The sequence below is a fragment of the Corynebacterium sp. LaCa54 genome (assembly GCF_046717495.1).
GTDB classification, from domain to species: Bacteria; Actinomycetota; Actinomycetes; order Mycobacteriales; family Mycobacteriaceae; genus Corynebacterium; species Corynebacterium kefirresidentii.
The window spans coordinates 1,204,655-1,223,861 of the sequence record NZ_CP177115.1; the positions used below are offsets into that span (position 1 = coordinate 1,204,655).

Here is a 19,207-nt window from a genome sequence, read left to right on the forward strand (position 1 = left end):
GCTGGCATCAATGGCTAGGCTGGTGGACTATGTCGGATACGCAGAAACTCAATGACTTGCTTCACCTCGCTCATACGCGGGTACTCACTGCAGAAGAATTGGCGTCACTTAATGCCCTCAATGGCGGCCTTGCGGAATTGATAGGGCTGCAATTTACCCATATAGGCCCGCGCGAAGCGCGTGCGAAACTGCAGGTTAAGCCCGAGCATCATCAGCCCTGGGGAGTGGCCAATGGCGGGCTGTACTGTTCCATTGCAGAAACCGTGGCCTCCATCGCGAGCGTGGTGGCTGCCGACGCCCCCGCAGTAGGAGTGAATAATTCCAGCGACTTTATCCGCTCTACGGGACAGGGGGAACTGGAGGCTGTGGCTACACCAGTGCAGCTTGGCGGGCGCACCCACCTGTGGAGCGTTGAGATGCGCCAGGGCGGGGAGCTCATTGCCCGCACCACTTTGCGCACCATGATTTTGCGTTAGCTCACCCGCTTGGCAGTAAAGGACATCCCGTGGGAGGATAGCCGTTCCAAATACGGCTCAGCTAGTCCGGTGGCCGGGGTAAGCACGCCTCCTGTGCGGTCAGAGTCGGTGCGCGATTCGAGTAGGCAGAGTGCAGCCTGGCTCAGCATCATGGCGGTAACCTCGTAGCCGGGGTCCCCCTGCGCTGAGACGGTTGCAAGCCAGCGCTCGCCGTCCTCAGTCACACCGTGGTGGCTGATGTGGAAATGTGCGCCCTCAAGCCCAGGCGTGGGCAGGACCTTTTCCACCACGGGGCGCAAGCGTGATTGGGTGCCATCAAAAAGCAGCTTGGTGGCGAGTGCCAGTCCATAGGCCCGTGCACGACCGGCTAGCCCAGTCCCTGCAAACCACGCTTCCTTATAAAACAAGCGCTTGCCCCACGCCCGCCCAAGCAGAGCGTTGGAGCGGCGCACCACGCGGGTATTAAACATGGACATGAAAAATGGACCCACCCAGCCCACGCCGTCGACTTCTTTGATTTCGAAGTCATTTTGAAGGCCGTCTAAGCGTGGCCCGGCCTTGGGATCCGGGTCTAGTGAGTAAGGATTGTGCAGGTTGCGGGCCACATCTTTATCCGCGTGCGCGGCATGCGAGACCTGCAGGGAAGACTCTATGGTGCCCGGTGAGATTCCGCCTTTGAGCTTGTCGACGACCATCTGCACCCGTGCAAACGGCTTTCCTGCCGCCTGGTAGAGATTGAGCATGCCAATATCCGAGGGGACGGAATCGAAGCCGCAGGAATGAACGATGCGCGCACCTGTAGATTCGGCCACGGCATGGTGGGAATCGATGCTGCGGCGAATAAAGGGAACCTCACCGCACAGGTCAACATAGTCTACGCCATGGCGCGCGCAGGCGGCAACGACGTTATCCCCATAAAGGCTGTAGGGTCCGATCACGGTGATTAGTACCTTGGTATGTTCCACCATGTGCTCCACAGCGTCGGCATCATCGGCGGCGGCGATGGCGATGTCCCAGTGCTGATTGAGTTCATCGCGCAGCGCGGCTAGCACCGGTCGGTTCCGGCCGGCCAGAGTCACAGAGGGCGCGTTAATCGAGGCAAGGTAGCGCGCCACCAATTGCCCGACAAGCCCGGTGGCACCATAGACAGTGATATCGCTCATAGTATACGAGCGTACCGCAGTTTTTAGAGCCAGTGGTTCTTTCGGAACCAAGCCCACAGGCCCACAACGACCAAAATCATAATGATAATCGCCATGGGGTAGCCCAAAGCCCAATGCAGTTCCGGCATGATGTCGAAGTTCATACCGTAGATACCGGCCACCAGGGTGGGCGCAGCCCACATGCCAACGACCGCAGAAATGGTGCGCATATCTGAGTTTTGCTGCATGGTTACCTTGGCCACCGAGGCATCGATAAGCGAGGTAAGGCGCTCATCGAAGCTGGAGACCTGGTCTTTGACTACGAGCTCGTGGTCGTTGACGTCGCGCAGATACGAGCGCAATTGCTTAGAAATCAGATCCTTGTGGTCAGAAACCATGGATTTCAGTGCCACCGAAAGTGGGTCGATGGCATGCTTCATCTCCAGCACCTCACGCTTGAACATGTAAATGCGGTCCACATCAAACTTGAGGTTAGGGGTAAAGATTTCTTCTTCCAGCTCATCGACCTCAATGCTGATGAGACGAGAGATCTCCGAGTAACGGTCCACCATCATATCCAGGATCTTCCAGGCCATAGCCACTGGGCCAAGCTCCACCAGATCCTGCTCATCTTCCACCGTGTAGGCCAAGTTGGGAAGCTTTGCCCCGTGGCGCACGGTAATGATGAAGTTGGAACCCATGATCATCTGGATCTCACCGGTAGAAATGATCTGGCGCTTATCCGTTACTTCATCATGGTCGCGATAGTTCACGGAGCGGGCGACGACGAAGAGCTGGTCATCGTAGCGTTCGAGTTTGGGACGCTGGTGAGCCATAACTGCGTCTTCCACGATGAGTTCGTGGATGCCAAACTGTGAGGCTACCTTGGTCATCTGAGACTCATAGGGCTCGTGCAGGCCCACCCAGATAAAACCACGGCCATATTCTTCGATAGCTTCCAAAGCAGAGCTGGTGGAGTATTCACCGGGAAGCGACTCGCCATCAACAAAAACGCGGCAGTGTTCAATCGCGCGTTCCGGCGGTACCGGCAGGGAGGTGGGCTTACTTAGAGGCTCGGGTTTCTTGCGGCCCCTAAAGGGTGAAGGTACGGATGGCATCGTTTCAGCCTCCTTTGCGCGGTAGTGCGGACAAGTTCGCAAAAATTCGACGGCGATTTTATGCAGCGGGTAAATCTTACACCGAAGGCGGGTAATATAATCGAATCTATGCCCACGTGGAAAGAAGTAACCGAAGCTAATCCCGAGCACTCCCATAATTTTGCCCGCAAATGGAAGCTGCTTGCCGCACAAGGCAAGGACATCAATGGCGAGGCCCGGCTTATTGATGCCATGGTCGAGCGCAACTCCACCATCCTCGACGCCGGCTGTGGCACTGGCCGAGTCGGTGGCGAATTGCTTCGCCGCGGCCACAGCGTCGTGGGAGTCGACGTAGATCCCATTCTTATTGAGCACGCAGAGCACGACTTTCCGGACGGCCACTGGTTCGTTGGAGACCTGTGCGAGGAAGAGGTGCCGGAAGGCCCCTTTGATATCGCCGTGTCTGCCGGCAATGTGATGGGCTTTCTAGCAAAAGAAGGCCGCGAGCCCGCTTTGCGCAATATCTTTAATTCTCTCAAACCAGGTGGTCGCCTGGTCACCGGCTTCGGCGAGGGCCGGGGCTGGGAGTTCTCCGACTTTCTTGATATGGCGCAGAAGGTGGGCTACCGAGTCGACTTCACCTTCTCCTCGTGGGACATGAAGCTATTCTCGGAGCATTCCACCTTCCTCGTCGCCGTCCTTTCGCGTCCGGGGTCGGACCTTCTGGCCTAAAAGCGCCTATCGGCTTGGTCGAAGAAATCTACCTCATGGTGGCTCGCTGTGATGTAGGCGCGCTCGGCCCGTGTACGAGTGCGCTCATCCGCCCCTCTGAGAGCCTGCTCGACAATGTCGAGGCTGGCGCGGACTCCGTTGAGGAAGTCTTCACCGCCGTACATGGAAAGCCAGGAGTGATAGGGATGTTCTGGGGAATCGAAATCTGCGAGGTGTAGGCCTACCTCTGCATAAAGCCAGTAGCAGGGCAATACTGCCGCAGCGCCTACCACGTAGTCATCCGTATGAGTTGAACGGATAAGGAAGTCCGTATAGGCGCTAGTAACCCTAGAAGCTGCGGTAGTGATGCCCTCTTGGAGCCAGCCGCGGTGCAGCTCGGCCTCAACCGCCAAGCAATCATGCGCTCCTTCGGCCCAGTGCAGTTGCTGTGCCGCTGCAGGGGCTAGGCTGGCTAGGCGCGCCAAGGCCTTGGAGTAGGCGTTGAGGTACTGGGCATCTTGGTCAAGATAGAACCCAAAGGCTTCTTTATCCAAAGCGCCCGTTCCCAATGCCCGAATAAACGGCAGAGCCTTGATAGCCTCCCAGTGATTTCCCGCCAGGTTCCACAGACGTTGCGTGTGTGGTCCGGCCGCAGGAACGCGGGGCTGCTCGACGTTTTCTGGTTCCTTCAAGCTGCCGGACAGGTAGGGCTGCGGCAGGGTAGAGGCCGCCCGCATGAGGCGCTGCGAGCGGTGCAGGTGGTCCACGGGACCGTGCCCTTTGCCCACCTGGAGCGCATCCGCGTGCACAATGGCTTCGTGCAGCCAGTGGGTGGACCACGTAAGCGCTGCGGTGTGGCTATCGCCGGCTCCAAGCCGGGTAGCCAGAGCAGAGGAGAGGGAGCAACCTGTGCCGTGCGTATTCTTCGTGTCCACCCGGCTCGAGGAGACGCGGTGAACGGACCCATCCGGATTCACTACCGCATTGTCTGCGATATCGGAATCGAGGTGACCGCCCTTGACCACAACTGCAGTAGAAGCTTCCTTCGCCCATTGTTTAGCGGTGGCGATGGCCTGCTCGAGGTCGCCTGCCTCCTCGGTGTTGGTGAGAACAGCCAATTCTTTCAAGTTTGGGGTGATGATATCCACCCGGGAACACAGATCTCGCACGGCCTGTTCGGCTTCCTGCTCCAGCAGCCTATCCCCGCTGGTAGCCACCATGACCGGATCCAAGACCACGGGAACATCCTCCGGCAGGCGACGTAGGAAATCTGCGACCTTGGCGGTAATGGCGGCGTCTGCAAGCATGCCAATCTTTACCGCGTCTATCTCCACATCGTCAATGACTGCGTCTAGCTGCTCTTGCAGAAATTCTACTGGCGGGACATGTACGCTGCGGACACCCTGGGTGTTTTGGGCTACCAAGGCTGTTACCACATTCATGCCATATCCGCCCGCAGCGGCAATGGACTTTAGGTCAGCCTGGATGCCCGCTCCGCCCGTGGGGTCTGTACCCGCGATGGACAGTACGCGGGGATAGTTGCCCTTAGCCATGGAAAGCCTCCTTTAATCGGGCGGCTGCTGCCGCAGGATCCTTGGCCGCCATGATGTCGCTGACTACGCAAATGCCGGCAAAGTCGCTTCCCGCCAGCTCGTGCGCGTTATGGTCTTTAATGCCGCCGATGGCGACGGAATCAATGCCGCGTTCCCGTGCGGCGCGGGCGAGGGCTGCTGCTGCATCTGGCCCCATCCCCGCCGGGGCGTTCTTCTTCGTGTTCGTAGAATACACAGGGCCGATACCGATGACATCCGGGCGGGCGTCATCCGAAATGGCAGCAAGTTCGGCGTGGTTGCCAATGGACAAGCCGATAAGTTGCTCATCGGACAGCATCCCTCGGGCTTCACGAAAGGCCATGTCATTTTGACCAATGTGTAGATGGCAGCCGAGTTTTGCTGCTACCTCCACGCGGTCATTGATAAAAAGCGGAACATTGCCGAGCACGGCCAGCAGCTCGCGGGCGGTGTGTTCAATCTGCTCATCACTAGCTTCCTTATCCCGCAGCTGGACGACGCTAACCCCACCGCGTACAGCTTCCTTCACGATGCGAACCACGTTTTCTCGCCCGCCTGCCAGATCTGGATCTGTGACAAGGTAAAGCGACCAGTCGATTGCCATTTAAACCCCTTCGACGTCTGTGAGCTTGATTAGTCCCTCGATGTCCGCCGTCGGGACATCGTAGAGCGCGTCCAGCCAAGCAACGGCAAAGGAGCCTGGCGCGTGGTGCTTTTCAGCTGCCACGCTGCCTGCGGCTCCCACGTGTGCGTGGGCCGCGATGATTGCTTCGAAAGGATCCTCCCACGCCGCCAAATATGCTGCGCAGATAGCACCGAGTGAACAACCAGTACCAATGACGTTTTGGAGCATCGGATGACCGGAGTGCAGATAGGCAGCGCGCGTGGTTTCACCGGCGTGGACGATAAGATCGCGTGGGCCGGAAATGGCTACTACAGCGCCAGTGTCCCGGGAAAGCGCTAGTGCGGAATCTAACGCGGCTTCCACTTCATCAGTAGATTCGACACCGCGGCCGCCCTGTCCGGTACCTGCGAGCGCAATGATTTCTGAAGCATTGCCGCGGATTGCCCCTGGGCCAAGGGGCAGCACGTCGTGCATGAACTTGGTGCGGTTGGAGAGACCGCCGGCACCTACCGGATCGAGTACCCAGGGGGTCTGTGCGGCATTCGCACCCGCGATGGCCTCGCGCATGCCGCCGTATTGTTCGGAGCTAGGCGTGCCACAGTTGATGAGAACACCGCCGGCTACCTGTGCAAACTCGCGGGATTCCTCCGGAGTATCAACCATCGCCGGGCTGGCGCCAACGGCCAAGAGGGCGTTGGCGGTGACGTTGGAAACGACCTTATTGGTCAAACATTGAATAAGTGGTGTGGACTCGCGCACGGCATCGTGCGCGCGGAGAAAACTATATCCCACAACTATCCCTTCGCTAGTTCTAACTGAGTGCAGGTTCGATGGGTATTTCTCAGCCGCACTGTGTGCGGCACCCCATGTTGCGTTTCTCAGCCTAACAAAGGTCACGGAAACTATGTGCGAAAATCGGCGCTCCAGTGCCCAGTTGGGGTGGTGCTATCGCTATCAATGAGTAACGACAGGAAAATAGAAAATCGCCGCCCTTGCCCTGCATTGAGGCAGGAGAGCGGCGATGCGATCGAGGAGTAATTACTTCTCGTTCTTGTTAATGATGTTGCGCGCGATGCGCTGCTGAGTGGTGATTTCTAGGTTGCCGCGGTCACGGGAAAGAATATTGGTTGCCCAGTTCACCAGCACTGCCAGGCGGCTGCGCAGGCCAATCACATAAGTCAGGTGCAGGCCCAGCCAAGCTACCCAGCCAGCGAAGCCACCGAACTCGGTCTTGCCCAGCTTGACGACGGCGTTGAAGCGCTTGACGATTGCCATGGAGCCCTTGTCAAAGTAATCAAAGGCTTCCTTCTCATTGGCGGTAGACTCCTCGTCCACCTTTGCCTGAATGAGCTTAGCGACGTGCGCGCCACCCTGGATAGCAACCTGTGCGAGGCCAGGCAGGCGGTTGAGGGAGATCATGTCACCGACCATGTAGACGTTATTGTGCTCGCCCACGGTCAGGTCCTCATTCACGGAGACACGACCAGCGCGGTCTGCCTCGACGCCAGCCTGCTCGGCCACCATCTTGCCCAGTGGGGAAGCGGCCACACCGGCGGACCAGATCTTGGTAGCGCCCGTCAGGGTGGTCTCTTCCTCGGTTTTCATGTCCTTATAAGTGACGGTATCCGCAGTCACATCGGTCACCATGGCGTTGAGGTGCACCTGTACGCCTTCCTTTTCCAAGGTGCGCTGTGCCTTGCGGCCCAAGCGCTTGCCAAATGGCGGCAGTACCTGTGGGGCGCCGTCAAGCAAGTAGATCTTGGCGGAGGTGGTCCCGTAGTTGGAATAGACATCGTTGAGGGTGCGGTTTGCTAGTTCGGCAATCTGGCCGGTCAGCTCGACGCCGGTTGGCCCAGCACCAACGATGATGAAGGTAAGCAGGCGCTCGCGCTCCGCTGGGTCATCGGTAAGCTCAGCCTTCTCAAACGCGGAGATGATGCGAGAGCGCAGCTCGAGGGCATCGTCCAAGGTCTTCATGCCTGGGGCGAACTCTGCAAAATGGTCGTTGCCAAAATAGGACTGACCGGAGCCCGCTGCAACCACCAGGGAATCATATGCGTAAGTGCGGGAGAACTCATCCTGCTCGGCAGTGACGGTCTGGTCAGCCAGGTTGATATCGGTAACCTCGGCGTTGACGAAGTGAACATTATCCTGATCGCGCAGCAGCTGGCGGGTGGACGGGGCCACCTCACCGGCGGAAATCATGCCTGTTGCTACCTGGTACAGCATCGGCTGGAACAGGTGGTGGTTCTTCTTATCGATGAGAGTGATTTCTACATCGGCGTTCTTTAGCTTCTGGACGGTGTTGAGACCACCGAAGCCAGCGCCAACCACGACAACGTGGTGACGGCCACCATTGGGACGATAAGCGGTATCAGTCATGGATTTATTGCGACCTTCCTCAAGAAAGCTAATGTTTTGCACCCATTCAGTGTAAACACTTCTAACAGAACGTGCATACTCATTGACTGATAAACTTCCGTGCATCGTTATTATTTTCGCGGCAGGAACCATTGCGCCTGTGCGGAGCGCCTAAGCCGAGGTGCGTGCCAAGCTGACTAAGGTAATTGCCGATAGTGACTTCCTCCGCCCACCAAGGAGCGCACCTGGCATTATGAGTTTTATCCGCCCCGAGCATTTGAGCTCCATCGATGCAGATTCCTGGCCCAATGTGGCTACAGTCCCTTCACCTCGTTGGCCTGGTTTAAAGGCTCGCCGTGCAGAGGCTGAATTTGCCAAGGCTTGCGATGACGCCGGATTGGAACTCGACTTGGAAGTAGAGGGCGGACCAGATCTCAAGGTCGGACACGATGCCTTGTTTGAACGAATCGCCGCCAGTGGATGGCTGGGGTTCGCAGAAAGCTTTATGGCAGGAGAGTGGTCCGTCAGCTCGTCCTCCCAGCTGGTAAAAGTGCTTGGGCGGTTGCTGGGGGTGGGATATCTTCCCAAGGCCAAGATGCTAGACACCGGCAATTCGGAGCCAGGGGAGTTGCCGATGGATTTGGTCCGGCTCTATTCCGGTGATGGTTTAAGCCATGTGGGTGGCATCTTTTCTAGCGGTGTGCCGACGACCATTAGGGAGACAGTAGAAAGCTATAGCCCCAAGGCCGGCCGCAAGGAACCGAAAAGCCACTTCGTGGATGTCACGACGCTAAGCGAGCCCACGAGTGTGGACAGAGATGATTTGGGCGATGCCCAGCGTCGCGCCGCTGATTGGCTTCTCGACGTCACTCGCACCGGCGCCGGAACCCACCTATTGGTGTACCCAGCCGCTGGAATGCAGCCTGCCATGCGCGCAACCAAGCGGCGCGCAACGGTAGACGTATTGACCAGCGATGTAGAGCAGATAAGTCACATGCGTGAGGCGCTCGTGCTCGAGGGGGCAGATGATTCCATCCATGTGGAACGCATTCCCGGGGTTGTCCCAAATCCCAAGCAATGGCGCGGACACTATGACGCAATCGTCACCGTGGAAAAGATAGAACAGCTTAGCCCACAGGAGCGCAAAGAGTATATTCGCGCAGTCGACCGGTTCTTAACCCCTAATGGCCGGGCAGGAATTCAGTCCCTTGTGGCGACCGAAGCAATGACCGACGCCGGAAAGGCCTCGATTCAGGCCTTGCGGGCATATGTGTGGCCTGCACTGGACTATCCGCTTACTGCGGAGCTGCACCAGCTCGTCGATAAGAACTCGAACCTGCGCATCGTATCGGAAACACACGTGGGGACGCACTACCTAGAATCTTTGCGTCAGCAACGATCCTTTTTTGATGGGCACCTGCGGGAGGCCGCGGCGGCTGGGTTCGACCCAGTATTCCGCCGCCTGTGGAACTTCCAATTTGCCCTCCGCGAGGCCTTAATGACGCTCGGAATGATTGATGCGGTGCAATTTGGATTGGTCCACCGCAACCGTGGGGGACGCCGCTAGGCGGGCGGTAGCTCGTCGAAGTTTTTCATCAGGTCCGCGCTGGGCACAAAGAAGTTGGTGCCAGTAAGAGCGGTGGAGAAGTCTAGAATGCGGTCGTAATTTCCCTCTGGCTTGCCGATGAACATATTGCGCAGACGTTCCATGACGTTTTCTGGATCCTTTGCATAGCCGATGAAGTAAGTACCCATCTCACCAGCAGCAAAAGAACCAAAGACCATATTCTCGCGGTAGATATCTTCCTCAAGGTCGTTGAGAGCAACGTGAGAATTGGAAGGCTTGATATCATCGTCGAGCTCGATATCGTCAGCCTTGGTGCGACCAATGACCTTTTCTTGCTCTTCGGTGCTCAGCTCGTTCCACTTGTCGAGGTCGTGGATGTATTTTTGTACGGTGACATAGGAGCCACGGGGGTAATCGGCGGCGTCGTCAAGCAGCACGGTATCCAAAGCTTCCTCGGCGAGGGGATTGGCGGTGCCGTCTACAAAGCCAAGCAGGTCGCGCTGGTCAAGGTATTTAAACCCGTGGGTCTCATCGATGACCGTTGCAGCATCACCCAGTTGGTCTAAAACCTGCCGGGCCATTTCGTGGCAGAGATCGTAGCTATTAGCGCGGAAGTGGAACAGAATATCGCCTGGCGTTGCTGGGGCCTTGTGCGCTGCGTCAATTGCCTCGAATTCCTTTAGCCGATTAGGAAGGGGTGCGCTGGTCAAACGCGGCCACATGGAGGCGCCAATGCCAACTACGGTATAAAGCTCGCCTTCGTTATAGCGGAAGTTCACGGACTTGAAGAGTCCGGCGAACCCCGTCAGCATGTCGCGGGTGGCTTGCTCGCAGCCGTCCTTGATTTCGAGAACTAGAAAGAGGGCTGCGCGGGAAGGCTTATCTACTACATGCTGAATCGTCATAATGCCGATTTTACGCACCCAGTAGTGATCAGGTCCGTTCGCCGACTTGGAATCGCCCCTGATAGAGACCTGCTTGGCCTTTATATGCGCTAGTGTGCATTTTAGTTGAAAACTAACCGATAGCCGGGTGAGAAGATGTGGGGCATGGATACGAAGAAGCAAAAGAAAAGCACCGCGCGGATCTTCGTATTATTTGCGCGGAAAGACGATTCACTTGATGAGTCCTTTGCAGGGGTTGCGCTGACGCGCGCCCAAGAAGAAGCCATGGGGCAATGCGTAGACCGCTCAGGGGTGACCTGTTGGACTGAAGAGACATGCCTGCGTGGGTGGAACGGTCCACTGGATGAAGAACACCATCCGGAAGTGGTTTACATCGTATTTAGAGGTGGACACGCGCAGGGATCGGATCCGTCGAGCGCAGAATTCGATCCAGAGCTTAAGGCCGCATGGGCTACGAGAGACCAAGCCGAGAAAGAAGTCGCCCGCGGCAAGAGTAATGACGAGAGACCAATCTTCGTGAAGGAATGTCATATTTGGAAAGCTTCATTCGGGCGCGTGTTGTCAGGAGCGAACAATAGAGGCGGGGTCCAGGTATCAATGTATGGAGTCAGGAACTAAAAGGGGGGAATGCCACCCCTAGTTTAAATGACATAATGTACATTATCGGACATTTATCCATGGTTAGGCAGTTCCTCATTTATACCTTGGCATACCTCGAGCCTTCTGGTCGGTCTTATCAGAATCCCCGCTTGCTCCTTTTATTGCGGCGATTATCTTCGCTCCGCCTTCTGCTGTGAAGCTCTGCTTTGCGATGTCGCGCAGTTGCCGCGATACACTCCAGTGGCCACTGGTCCGCCAAGCTGGCTGACTAATCCTATTGAGGGCCGCCGGTATGCAGTCTGCCTCTGCGACGCCAGGCGCCTTAACTATTAAGCACTATTGAGCCCCTCCGTGCCACGGGCGCCAGCCATCTATGGCGTGTGGCTCCCGATGGGTGGTCAGACGGGTGGATTTTGGCAAAAATGCACCCCCACTGGAGTATGCAACCACACCACCATATAACGTCACATTGACGATATTCGGGGCAACTACCGCTCGCTTTGGATGTCTTATTTAACGATTACGGTAAGCACTCCACAGCTGCCATATAGTCAAAAGCGCCAAGCAGGCAGAAATCGCTACGATGACCCACATGTGTTGAACGGCTACGAAAATGGTAAAGCCGATGACTATAAGAAGGCGCAGCCACATAAACGGGATCATTTGGCGGGTGTTCATAGGCTCGTCCTTATTAGTCCTTCTTGAAGGAAATGCGAAGATTGACCTCGCCCTTTTCCTCAACCTTTGCGGCCAACATTTCCGGGGTTTCTACGCCATAATCAAGGCGATTAACTGGAACGGTGCCGCCGATGACGATGTTATCCCCGTCGCGGAGAACGTCAAAGTCTTGGGAAACCTCGTGTGTCTCATCCTTGATGGTCAAGTCACCGGTGAGCTTTACCGTGCCAATGGTGCCGTCATCTGGGACGTCGGCAAGCGAAGCGGGTTTGGTGAGCTTAAAGGAAGACTCTGGGAAAAGTTGCGTCTCAAAGAGTTTGGACTTCATATTTTGGTCGCGGACCTTTTTATCCGTAGACAACTCATCCATATCCACGGTGACCGTCGCGGTTTTGAGGGTGGAATCAGAAATTTCTGCTTGACCGGTTACCTCAGTAGTCGAACCAGATGTAGTGGTCTTTTCTGCAGGTAGGATCTCATTGAAGGTAAAACCAACCGAGGTATGATTATCAGCACGCCCCTTGGCAACCTGCCAGGATCCATCTAGTTCCGTAGACGCAGCCTTAGCTCCATCGGCGGAAATAGGCTCTGTTTTTACACCGGCGCCCTTGAGAAGCGAATACACCATAGGGCCAATGGCCACGGCGGTGAGCAATACAATGAGCACCACAAAGATGGTAATGACGAGCTTGCGGTTATAAAAAAGCTTTTTCATCTTCTATCGAAGTCCTTCTAGGCGTCGGGCCAGGGCTACAAGCTCTTCGCACAAACCGGCAAGCTCCTGCGCACTAGCACCTTCCTCCGCGGCGGTATTGATATCTTCTGCGGAACAACGTAGTTCAAAAAGTCCGTCGCGCAAACTTTCTGCCTTCTCCGGAGTAAGGATCACAGCGTTAGCGGGAATACCCGTGCCACTAACATTATTTCTTTGCTCATACGCCCGCTGTTTGCACGAGGCGCTGCAAAACTTCCGTGGCCGCCCTCTACCGCCTTGATCAATGTCCTTCCCACACCACTGGCAGGAACCGACGTTGCGTTCACGACTAGCTGTACGGATCACCCGATACACTTTAGTCCATTTTGGGCGGGCTGGGAACAAAGGCGCGAGGGTGTTCGTTATAATTAGTAGCTCTTAGGCGAAGTTTTGCTTCGCACTCAATCAGGGATCTCTTTGAAAAGGATGATGTTGCATGGCAGATCGCGTACTCCGTGGCAGCCGTATGGGCGCAGTCAGCTACGAAACCGACCGCGACCACGACCTCGCACCGCGCCAAATGGTGAAGTACCGCACCGAAGACGGCGAGATTTATGAGGTGCCTTTTGCGGATGATGCTGAAATCCCTGAGGAATGGATGTGCAAAAACGGCAAGCTAGGCCACCTTGTAGAAGGTGAAGGCGTTGAGTCTAAGCCGGCTAAGCCGCCACGTACCCACTGGGATATGCTGCGTGAGCGCCGCTCCATTGAGGAGCTGGACGAGCTCCTAGAAGAGCGCATTAACCACCTGCGCTCCCGTCGCCGTTCCGCAGCCCGCCTGCTAAAGGAGCAGCAGGAACAGCAGCAAAAGAACTCATAAGGTTCTGCCGCAGACAAAGGCCCGTACCTCCTTAGTTTTACTAAGGGACGGTACGGGCCTTTAGCGTTGAAGCATGGGCTACTTCTTCAACTGTGCAATCTGGTGCTTTGCTAGGTGAGCAATTTCCCCGGCGAAGTCAGATGCCCAGCCGGCGCCCTTGCGGGCCTGCACGCCTAGATCGTGAATGGAGCCATCCTTGACCTCACGATTGACCAGCTTGGATACGGCGCCGCCGAAATCCTGCAGCTGCTCCGTGCGGTGGGCAACGCCCCACTTGGTTACCTCCAGCAGGGAATCTTTCACGAAGGAACCATCAAGCTTGGACTCGCCGTATTCGCGCTCGGTGAAGGTAATAGGAACCTCGCGGACATCGAAGCCGGCCTTAACCGCGCGGAAAGCCAGATCCACCTGGAAGATATAGCCCGCCTTGGATAGCTCGTCGAAATCAATGGATTCGAGGAGCTCGCGGCGGAAGGCACGATAACCGGCGGTCATATCGGACAGACCAGCGCCCAGCGCCACGGAAATGTAGATATTGCCCAAACGGGAAAGGTACTCGCGAGAAGCCGGCCAGTTGACGGTCTCGCCGCCCGGAATATAGCGGGAGCCGATAACTAGGTCCGCACCCTTGTCTACCTCTTCGAGCAGCAAGTGCAGCTGCTCCGGCGCGTGGGAGCCATCTGCATCCATCTCGCACAGTACCTGGTAATCACGCTCCAAGCCCCACTCAAAGCCAGCGATATAGGCGCCTAGCAGGCCACCCTTGCCTTCGCGGTGGAGAACGTGGATATGGTCATCCTGCGCTGCGAACTCATCGGCCTTGTCGCCGGTGCCATCGGGCGAGTTATCGTCCACGATGAGGATATGCACCTCTGGGACCGCCGCGCGGACGCGTCCAGTAATGAGAGGTAGGTTTTCGATCTCGTTGTAGGTCGGGATGATGACCAAGGTCGAGGCTTCAAGCGTGCTCACAGTGTTTATGCTCCTACGTATGTATCTGTGCCGGAGCGGCGCGGGGTGCGTCGCAGGCGGTTTGTGCGCAAAGCTACCAGTGCGCAGACTGTTCCAATAATAACCATGAGCCATTGCAGGGGCGAACCAAACCTAACGGAAAAGGTCTCGCCGCTACGCAAAGGCAACTGCTCCACGAGAGCGGCCGGCGTAAAAATTTCCGTGGACTGGCTGACGCGGCCATCGGGGTGAACAATGGCAGATACTCCAGAGGTTGCCGCCACCACCACGGCACGGTCTGTCTCCATCGCACGCAGCCGGCTCATGGCCAATTGCTGGTAAGTCATATCCGAGTAGCCAAAGGTGGCGTTATTGGTTGGCGTAGTCAGCAATTGTGCGCCATTTTCGACCGATTCTCTAAAGGCGTTGTCGAAGGAGACTTCGTAACACGTTGCCACGCCTACCGGCACGCCCGCCATGGAAACCACACCTGGACCATCGCCGGGTTTGAAGTCCCCGGCAAGATCCACGTAGTCAGAAAATTTGGCAAAGAAATCCCGCATGGGCATGGTCTCACCGAAAGGCTGCAGGTACTTCTTATAGTGGTGGTCCCCTACCGCGTGGCCAGGGGCAAAGACCTGCATGGTATTGCGGGCGCCCACGTCATCGCGCGTAGCGGTGCCAACCAGAACGGGGGCATCAATCGCATCAACGGCACCACTGATTGCCGCGGCTGCCCTACCGTCATGGAAAGGATTGATATCGGATGAGTTTTCAGGCCAGATGACAAGGTCGATGTCCTTGTCGCGCGCGGCCAGCTTCTTCGTTTCAGCCACATGATTATTGAGAACCGCTTGGCGTTGCCCAGCAAAATCTAGGCCCATGCGAGGCACGTTTCCTTGGATTGCCGCAACCTTTGCTTCGCCAATAGTAGCGTCGTCTCGGTTGATGCCCAATCCTGCCACCGTCGCCGTTATTAGGGGCAGGATAGCTGCTGCAAGGGCGATACCCTTGACCGTCCAGCTGCGGTGAAACAACAGGGCGGCGATTCCGCAGCCACACAGTACTGTGGCGACGGTGATAAGCGAGGTGCCACCCCACGGCGCTAGCTTGGCTAGCGGCCCGTCGATTTGCCCCCAAGCCAGTTTGACCCAGGAAAAACCACCGAAAGGTAGAGAAGAACGCAGCACCTCCACCGCGAGGTAGACGAACGGGAAAGCAATAAAACCGTACTTCCACCGTGCCACCGCAGCGCCGCCAAAGCCCAATAGGATGGCGTAAACCGCAAGCCATACTGCCAACGCAATATACGGCCCGCTTCCCACCAATTCACCGATCCAGGGCAAGGTGAGAAGATAGAGCACGAGTGAATGCGCTACCGCGAGTAGTGCGCCCAGACGGGCGGAGACGTGCCTAGTTCCCCAAGGCATCAAACTCACATAGAGCAAGCCCATACCTACTACTGAGGCCCACCACCAGCCGCGGGGCTCAATGGCGGCATAAGTAAGCAGACCAGAAAGGCCCGCCACTAAAAGGCGGGCAAGGATAGGCAACACTAGCTCTTGCCGCCCTTGGTCTCGCCACCGGCAGGGCCAAAGTCATCCGGATCTAGGTTTTCAGTCCACCGGCGAATCTCTTCCTCATCCAAGACCTCATGTGGGCCAGCGTCCTGAGTACTCGGGTGCCCGCTGTGTGCGGCTTGTCCGCGGCCGAAGGAGACAAAATCGCCATACGTGTCATGCTGCTGCGCCATCGGGGTTGCCTCGTAGATCTTGACACCCATATTCTCGATCTTGCGGTACAAAGACGCTGCCATAACTGTGCGGATGATTGCACGGGTGGGCGAGAAAATAAGTAGGGCGCCGAGAATCGTGGTTAGGAAGCCAGGCAAGGAGAGCAACATGCCGCCTACCAAGGTAAGACCTACGTTGCTGGCAGTCTTGCCCATATTGCCGCCGCGGACAACGTAAGTGCCGTCTCCTGTGCGTTCGACCTGCTTTCCCATCAAGCGCCGGACTTCAATGCCGGCGATGGACATTCCGAAAAACATGGTGACAAAGAGCGCGATTAGCGCCCAACCTACACCGATCCATGTGGATACAGCCCAGAAAGTCAGGGTTTCTGCGACCATGTAGAGAGCAAAATAGAAAAACGGCATGGCCTCAGTTTAACGAGGCAGACTGAAAATGCGCTGGCAACACTCGTGAACTATGCTGCAGCTGCGGCAGGTTAAACTGGTGCGCATGTTTACTCCTGCGCTTTTCGACGACCCTCAGTACGGCACGTGCACCCGCATCCACGTTGCCGGCGGCAGCACCCACGCCCCAGATTGGGTAACTTTGGCAGAATGCGCCAGTGATTGCGCGGATGGATTTGTGTACATCGACCGGTTTTCTGCCATCGAGCTGCGCGGAATTACGGATGCGGAGGCGCTTAAGCGGCGGCTCCAGGGCCTGCATCTACATGCCGCCACGGTGCCGGTGCTGGCCTCACCCCTATCGGCAGCGGCCAAGCAGGCGGCCCAAGATATTGCGGCTGAATTGGGTGCGATAGAAGGCGGGCCAGGTCTTGCAGTCATCGCGGAAGAGGATAGCTTGCCCGCGGGTGCCGCTGGTGTGAGTTTAAACATCGACAAGGATGGTTCTTTGCACCTTGGGCGCTCCCCGCTTGTCGACGCCCCTACTGCCCCACTTACCCCACACGCCGCCGCCCGTCATTATGAGGAAGCACTCCAGCGCGCGGAGGCCGAGGAACACACAAGCTCCGCCCTGGCAGAACCCGGCCCCATTGGCTGGCTGGATGAGCATCTGCCTGCGGGCATCGTTGATCTGGGCGCAGGCGTTCATAAAGGCGCAATTCCAGCCGAGTTTGCACAGCTCATTGGGCAGCTGGAGGTAGACATCACCGTCACCCCGTGGGGTGGATTAGTCTTTCACAATATCGCTGAGGGCGATGCCGAGGTGGTTCTGCGCGTACTCGCCCCGCGTGGATTCATCTTCGACATCAACTCCCCACTGCTCCGCGCACACTAGCAGGATCGCAGACTCTAGCGTGGCATGTGACGCCAGATTGGGCGCGGCACGAGGCGAATGATCCACGCTAGGCCCTGTAGAGCTCTGGGGATCCAGATGGTGCGCGAACGCGGTCTACCGCGCCGTGCATCGTGGTCTATGCAGCTGACCACGGCCCCGGCCACATCCTCTGGACGCACCGAAAGCGGCGCCGGTTTCATTCCTTCTGTCATGCTGCCAATCACGAAGCCGGGGCGTGCGGTAATGAGTCCTAGCCGACTGCCGTGCAGCTTATCGGCCAAACCTTGACAGAAGGCGTCAAGACCAGCCTTGGTAGAACCGTAGACGTAATTCGCTCGACGGGCCCTCCACCCTGCGATCGAGGAAAACGCGATGATGTGGCCGCGCTGCATGCGCTCAGAAACCAAGGTGAGCAGGGAAATCTGCGCCGCGTAATCAATCGTGGCGATGTCGACCGCGTGGGAAGCATCGCGTTCCGCTCGCTCCTGGTCACCCAGGATGCCAAAGGCTACAACCGCAATCTCCAGAGGTCCTGCTAGCTCTATCGCGCGATCGACAACTCCAGCATGGGACGGAAAATCTGCGGCGTCGAAATCAAGCAAGTGCACGCTGCGCGCGCCCGCCGCCCGCAACTGCTGTTCTCTACCGTCCATTCCGTGGGTGCCACGAGCAGCGAGCACAATGTCCTTACCGGGAGCCACCCGCCGAGCTATTTCGCCGCCGATATCACTGCGACCGCCAAGTATTAATACGCCAGCCATTTAACGGACTTCACGCGGAGCTAGGTTGAGGGACTCGTAGCCATCGCTAGTAAGCACCACGATATCCTCCAAGCGCATGCCCCACTTGCCTTCCACGTAGATGCCCGGCTCAATGGAAAAGGCCATGCCTTCTTCCAATGTGAGGTCATTGCCTTCCATAATGAACGGCTCTTCGTGCGTAGATAGTCCAATGCCATGTCCGGTGCGGTGGACAAAGTTGTCGCCCCAGCCGGCTGCAGCGATCGCCTTGCGGGTAATGGCATCGATCTCTGCGGCGGTGCTACCGGGGTGGGCTGCGGCGCGGGCGGCTGCTTGGGCGTCGGCAAGCACGGCATAAGCATCCTGAAAGTCCTGCGGTGCCTTGGAAACGTCCCCGCCGACCACGTAGGTGCGGGTGCAATCGGAGTGGTAACCAGAAGGCAGAGTGCCGCCGATATCGACGACGACTGGCTCGCCCTCCGCTAACACACGGTCCGAGAAACTATGGTGCGGGTTGGCGCCGTTCGGACCCGAGCCGACAATCACGAAATCGATAACGGTGTGCTCTTGCAAGATGAGCTCTTCCAATTCCTGAGCCACCTCCGCCTCGGTGCGGCCCGGCTGGAGGAGTTTTGGCACCTGTGCGTGGACCGCATCGATGGCCTGGCCAGCCTTGCGCAGCTCAGCAATCTCAGCTTCATCCTTGCGGGTAAAAAGCTCCGCCAGCGCGTAGGTAGCCAACTGATAATTAGCGAGTGGGATCAGATCCTGAAAACGCAGGACGTGGTCTGCAGTCAGCGACTGCCCCAGGGCCACGTTGTTTAGAGCAGCGCCTGCACCATCTAGTGCTAGCTCATAGGGATTATCGCCGTCGTTCCAACCCCGCAGCTCTACATCCAGCTCTCCTACTGGAGCCGCCTTGATATCGGTGATATCGGTATTAGGCGCTGCGATCCACGCATTGCCTTGCTGCGGCACGACCAAAACGGTAAGGCGCTCGTGCGAGGAAACCCAGGAGCCAGTGAGATAGGCAAAGTCTGGACCCGTACCGATGAGGAGCAGATCGATGTCCTTGTCCTTAGCGGCCTGTTGGGCGGCCTGCAGGCGCTGGGCGTAGACATCAGCGGAAAAAGTCTGAGTAACAGTCATGTCCCAGAGTCTACTCGCCCAAGCCGCG

21 protein-coding genes and 1 riboswitch are annotated in these 19,207 nt (G+C 57.3%); of the genes, 6 read left to right on the forward strand and 15 right to left on the reverse strand.

Annotated elements, in window-relative coordinates; genetic code table 11:
* Positions 1-29 precede the first annotated feature (29 nt).
* The gene (locus ACLI1M_RS05920; RefSeq protein WP_023021579.1) at positions 30-476 is read left to right on the forward strand and encodes a PaaI family thioesterase; all 447 of its coding nucleotides are present in this window, start codon (positions 30-32) and stop codon (positions 474-476) included.
* Here ACLI1M_RS05920 and ACLI1M_RS05925 read toward each other — a convergent pair.
* Positions 473-1,639, reverse strand: coding sequence for a saccharopine dehydrogenase family protein (locus ACLI1M_RS05925; protein WP_200287510.1), 1,167 nt, complete (start codon positions 1,637-1,639; stop codon positions 473-475). The genes ACLI1M_RS05920 and ACLI1M_RS05925 overlap by 4 nt on opposite strands.
* Positions 1,640-1,662: 23 nt before the next feature.
* Positions 1,663-2,736 carry a magnesium and cobalt transport protein CorA gene (locus tag ACLI1M_RS05930; RefSeq protein ID WP_023021577.1) on the reverse strand — a complete coding sequence of 358 codons (1,074 nt, stop codon included), beginning with the start codon at positions 2,734-2,736 and terminating at the stop codon, positions 1,663-1,665.
* Positions 2,737-2,844: 108 nt separating this feature from the next.
* On the opposite strand from ACLI1M_RS05930, the gene ACLI1M_RS05935 reads away from it, so the two are divergent.
* Positions 2,845-3,447, forward strand: coding sequence for a class I SAM-dependent methyltransferase (locus tag ACLI1M_RS05935; RefSeq protein WP_034655351.1), 603 nt, complete (start codon positions 2,845-2,847; stop codon positions 3,445-3,447).
* On the opposite strand, the gene ACLI1M_RS05940 is transcribed toward ACLI1M_RS05935, so the two are convergent.
* From ACLI1M_RS05940 to ACLI1M_RS05955, 4 genes are all read right to left on the reverse strand, one after another.
* Entirely contained in the window at positions 3,444-4,979 is a 1,536-nt protein-coding gene (locus ACLI1M_RS05940; protein ID WP_248098249.1) for a bifunctional hydroxymethylpyrimidine kinase/phosphomethylpyrimidine kinase, read from the reverse strand. The two genes, ACLI1M_RS05935 and ACLI1M_RS05940, sit on opposite strands and share 4 nt — an antisense overlap.
* A complete protein-coding gene (gene thiE / locus ACLI1M_RS05945) occupies positions 4,972-5,601 on the reverse strand; it encodes a thiamine phosphate synthase (RefSeq protein WP_023021574.1) in 630 nt (209 codons plus the stop codon). Before thiE ends, ACLI1M_RS05940 begins: the two co-directional genes overlap by 8 nt.
* Positions 5,602-6,414, reverse strand: a complete 813-nt coding sequence (gene thiM / locus ACLI1M_RS05950) for a hydroxyethylthiazole kinase (RefSeq protein ID WP_248098253.1) — start codon at positions 6,412-6,414, stop codon at positions 5,602-5,604. It lies immediately after the preceding gene.
* A riboswitch (TPP riboswitch) is annotated at positions 6,402-6,499 on the reverse strand. It overlaps the preceding gene by 13 nt.
* A gap of 161 nt (positions 6,500-6,660) precedes the next feature.
* Entirely contained in the window at positions 6,661-8,004 is a 1,344-nt protein-coding gene (locus ACLI1M_RS05955) for an NAD(P)/FAD-dependent oxidoreductase (protein ID WP_023021572.1), read from the reverse strand.
* Positions 8,005-8,236: 232 nt separating this feature from the next.
* Here ACLI1M_RS05955 and ACLI1M_RS05960 point away from each other — a divergent pair, with 232 nt between their 5' ends.
* Positions 8,237-9,550 (forward strand): SAM-dependent methyltransferase, encoded by a 1,314-nt coding sequence (locus ACLI1M_RS05960; RefSeq protein ID WP_200287504.1) that lies wholly within the window; start codon positions 8,237-8,239, stop codon positions 9,548-9,550.
* On the opposite strand, the gene ACLI1M_RS05965 is transcribed toward ACLI1M_RS05960, so the two are convergent.
* Positions 9,547-10,455 (reverse strand): Dyp-type peroxidase, encoded by a 909-nt coding sequence (locus ACLI1M_RS05965; protein WP_200287502.1) that lies wholly within the window; start codon positions 10,453-10,455, stop codon positions 9,547-9,549. The two genes, ACLI1M_RS05960 and ACLI1M_RS05965, sit on opposite strands and share 4 nt — an antisense overlap.
* 144 nt (positions 10,456-10,599) lie before the next feature.
* On the opposite strand from ACLI1M_RS05965, the gene ACLI1M_RS05970 reads away from it, so the two are divergent.
* Complete coding sequence (locus ACLI1M_RS05970) at positions 10,600-11,073, forward strand: hypothetical protein (RefSeq protein WP_200287501.1); 474 nt, start codon at positions 10,600-10,602, stop codon at positions 11,071-11,073.
* 495 nt (positions 11,074-11,568) lie between these two features.
* On the opposite strand, the gene ACLI1M_RS05975 is transcribed toward ACLI1M_RS05970, so the two are convergent.
* The 3 genes from ACLI1M_RS05975 to ACLI1M_RS05985 are packed head-to-tail and all read right to left on the reverse strand — an operon-like array spanning position 11,569 to position 12,793.
* Entirely contained in the window at positions 11,569-11,733 is a 165-nt protein-coding gene (locus ACLI1M_RS05975; protein ID WP_023021569.1) for a hypothetical protein, read from the reverse strand.
* Between the two features lie 13 nt (positions 11,734-11,746).
* On the reverse strand, positions 11,747-12,448 hold the full coding sequence (locus tag ACLI1M_RS05980; RefSeq protein WP_023021568.1) for a YceI family protein: 702 nt from the start codon (positions 12,446-12,448) through the stop codon (positions 11,747-11,749).
* Between the two features lie 3 nt (positions 12,449-12,451).
* Positions 12,452-12,793: a hypothetical protein gene (locus tag ACLI1M_RS05985; protein WP_034655353.1), complete on the reverse strand. Its 342-nt coding sequence runs from the start codon at positions 12,791-12,793 to the stop codon at positions 12,452-12,454.
* Between the two features lie 130 nt (positions 12,794-12,923).
* Between ACLI1M_RS05985 and ACLI1M_RS05990 the strand changes: the two genes are divergently transcribed.
* Positions 12,924-13,307, forward strand: coding sequence for an RNA polymerase-binding protein RbpA (locus ACLI1M_RS05990; RefSeq protein ID WP_023021567.1), 384 nt, complete (start codon positions 12,924-12,926; stop codon positions 13,305-13,307).
* A gap of 78 nt (positions 13,308-13,385) precedes the next feature.
* Here ACLI1M_RS05990 and ACLI1M_RS05995 read toward each other — a convergent pair whose 3' ends face one another.
* Genes ACLI1M_RS05995 through ACLI1M_RS06005 form a run of 3 tightly spaced genes read right to left on the reverse strand, consistent with a single transcriptional unit; the run spans position 13,386 to position 16,416 of the window.
* Positions 13,386-14,279, reverse strand: a complete 894-nt coding sequence (locus tag ACLI1M_RS05995; protein ID WP_023021566.1) for a polyprenol monophosphomannose synthase — start codon at positions 14,277-14,279, stop codon at positions 13,386-13,388.
* A 5-nt stretch (positions 14,280-14,284) separates the two neighbouring features.
* Positions 14,285-15,814: an apolipoprotein N-acyltransferase gene (lnt, locus tag ACLI1M_RS06000; RefSeq protein ID WP_248098254.1), complete on the reverse strand. Its 1,530-nt coding sequence runs from the start codon at positions 15,812-15,814 to the stop codon at positions 14,285-14,287.
* Positions 15,814-16,416: an FxsA family protein gene (locus ACLI1M_RS06005; RefSeq protein ID WP_248098257.1), complete on the reverse strand. Its 603-nt coding sequence runs from the start codon at positions 16,414-16,416 to the stop codon at positions 15,814-15,816. The genes lnt and ACLI1M_RS06005 overlap by 1 nt, the downstream gene beginning before the upstream one ends.
* Positions 16,417-16,501: 85 nt before the next feature.
* Here ACLI1M_RS06005 and ACLI1M_RS06010 point away from each other — a divergent pair, with 85 nt between their 5' ends.
* Positions 16,502-17,290: a precorrin-3B synthase gene (locus tag ACLI1M_RS06010; protein ID WP_248098258.1), complete on the forward strand. Its 789-nt coding sequence runs from the start codon at positions 16,502-16,504 to the stop codon at positions 17,288-17,290.
* Positions 17,291-17,304: 14 nt separating this feature from the next.
* On the opposite strand, the gene ACLI1M_RS06015 is transcribed toward ACLI1M_RS06010, so the two are convergent.
* A complete protein-coding gene (locus ACLI1M_RS06015; protein WP_248098260.1) occupies positions 17,305-18,051 on the reverse strand; it encodes an SDR family oxidoreductase in 747 nt (248 codons plus the stop codon).
* The gene (locus ACLI1M_RS06020; RefSeq protein WP_248098262.1) at positions 18,052-19,179 is read right to left on the reverse strand and encodes a M24 family metallopeptidase; all 1,128 of its coding nucleotides are present in this window, start codon (positions 19,177-19,179) and stop codon (positions 18,052-18,054) included. It abuts the gene before it with no gap.
* Between the last annotated feature and the right edge of the window lie 28 nt (positions 19,180-19,207).

What these genes read in the sequence shown, in the direction of transcription:
- ACLI1M_RS05990 (WP_023021567.1), top strand. Translation starts at nt 12,924, where the DNA reads ATGGCAGATCGCGTACTCCGTGGCAGCCGTATGGGCGCAGTCAGCTAC.
- ACLI1M_RS06020 (WP_248098262.1), bottom strand. Translation starts at nt 19,179, where the DNA reads ATGACTGTTACTCAGACTTTTTCCGCTGATGTCTACGCCCAGCGCCTG.
- ACLI1M_RS05940 (WP_248098249.1), bottom strand. Translation starts at nt 4,979, where the DNA reads ATGGCTAAGGGCAACTATCCCCGCGTACTGTCCATCGCGGGTACAGAC.
- ACLI1M_RS06010 (WP_248098258.1), top strand. Translation starts at nt 16,502, where the DNA reads ATGTTTACTCCTGCGCTTTTCGACGACCCTCAGTACGGCACGTGCACC.
- ACLI1M_RS05970 (WP_200287501.1), top strand. Translation starts at nt 10,600, where the DNA reads ATGGATACGAAGAAGCAAAAGAAAAGCACCGCGCGGATCTTCGTATTA.
- thiE (WP_023021574.1), bottom strand. Translation starts at nt 5,601, where the DNA reads ATGGCAATCGACTGGTCGCTTTACCTTGTCACAGATCCAGATCTGGCA.
- ACLI1M_RS05935 (WP_034655351.1), top strand. Translation starts at nt 2,845, where the DNA reads ATGCCCACGTGGAAAGAAGTAACCGAAGCTAATCCCGAGCACTCCCAT.
- ACLI1M_RS05930 (WP_023021577.1), bottom strand. Translation starts at nt 2,736, where the DNA reads ATGCCATCCGTACCTTCACCCTTTAGGGGCCGCAAGAAACCCGAGCCT.
- ACLI1M_RS05975 (WP_023021569.1), bottom strand. Translation starts at nt 11,733, where the DNA reads ATGAACACCCGCCAAATGATCCCGTTTATGTGGCTGCGCCTTCTTATA.
- ACLI1M_RS06005 (WP_248098257.1), bottom strand. Translation starts at nt 16,416, where the DNA reads ATGCCGTTTTTCTATTTTGCTCTCTACATGGTCGCAGAAACCCTGACT.
- ACLI1M_RS05925 (WP_200287510.1), bottom strand. Translation starts at nt 1,639, where the DNA reads ATGAGCGATATCACTGTCTATGGTGCCACCGGGCTTGTCGGGCAATTG.
- ACLI1M_RS06015 (WP_248098260.1), bottom strand. Translation starts at nt 18,051, where the DNA reads ATGGCTGGCGTATTAATACTTGGCGGTCGCAGTGATATCGGCGGCGAA.
- ACLI1M_RS05980 (WP_023021568.1), bottom strand. Translation starts at nt 12,448, where the DNA reads ATGAAAAAGCTTTTTTATAACCGCAAGCTCGTCATTACCATCTTTGTG.
- ACLI1M_RS05965 (WP_200287502.1), bottom strand. Translation starts at nt 10,455, where the DNA reads ATGACGATTCAGCATGTAGTAGATAAGCCTTCCCGCGCAGCCCTCTTT.
- ACLI1M_RS05955 (WP_023021572.1), bottom strand. Translation starts at nt 8,004, where the DNA reads ATGACTGATACCGCTTATCGTCCCAATGGTGGCCGTCACCACGTTGTC.
- ACLI1M_RS05960 (WP_200287504.1), top strand. Translation starts at nt 8,237, where the DNA reads ATGAGTTTTATCCGCCCCGAGCATTTGAGCTCCATCGATGCAGATTCC.
- ACLI1M_RS05920 (WP_023021579.1), top strand. Translation starts at nt 30, where the DNA reads ATGTCGGATACGCAGAAACTCAATGACTTGCTTCACCTCGCTCATACG.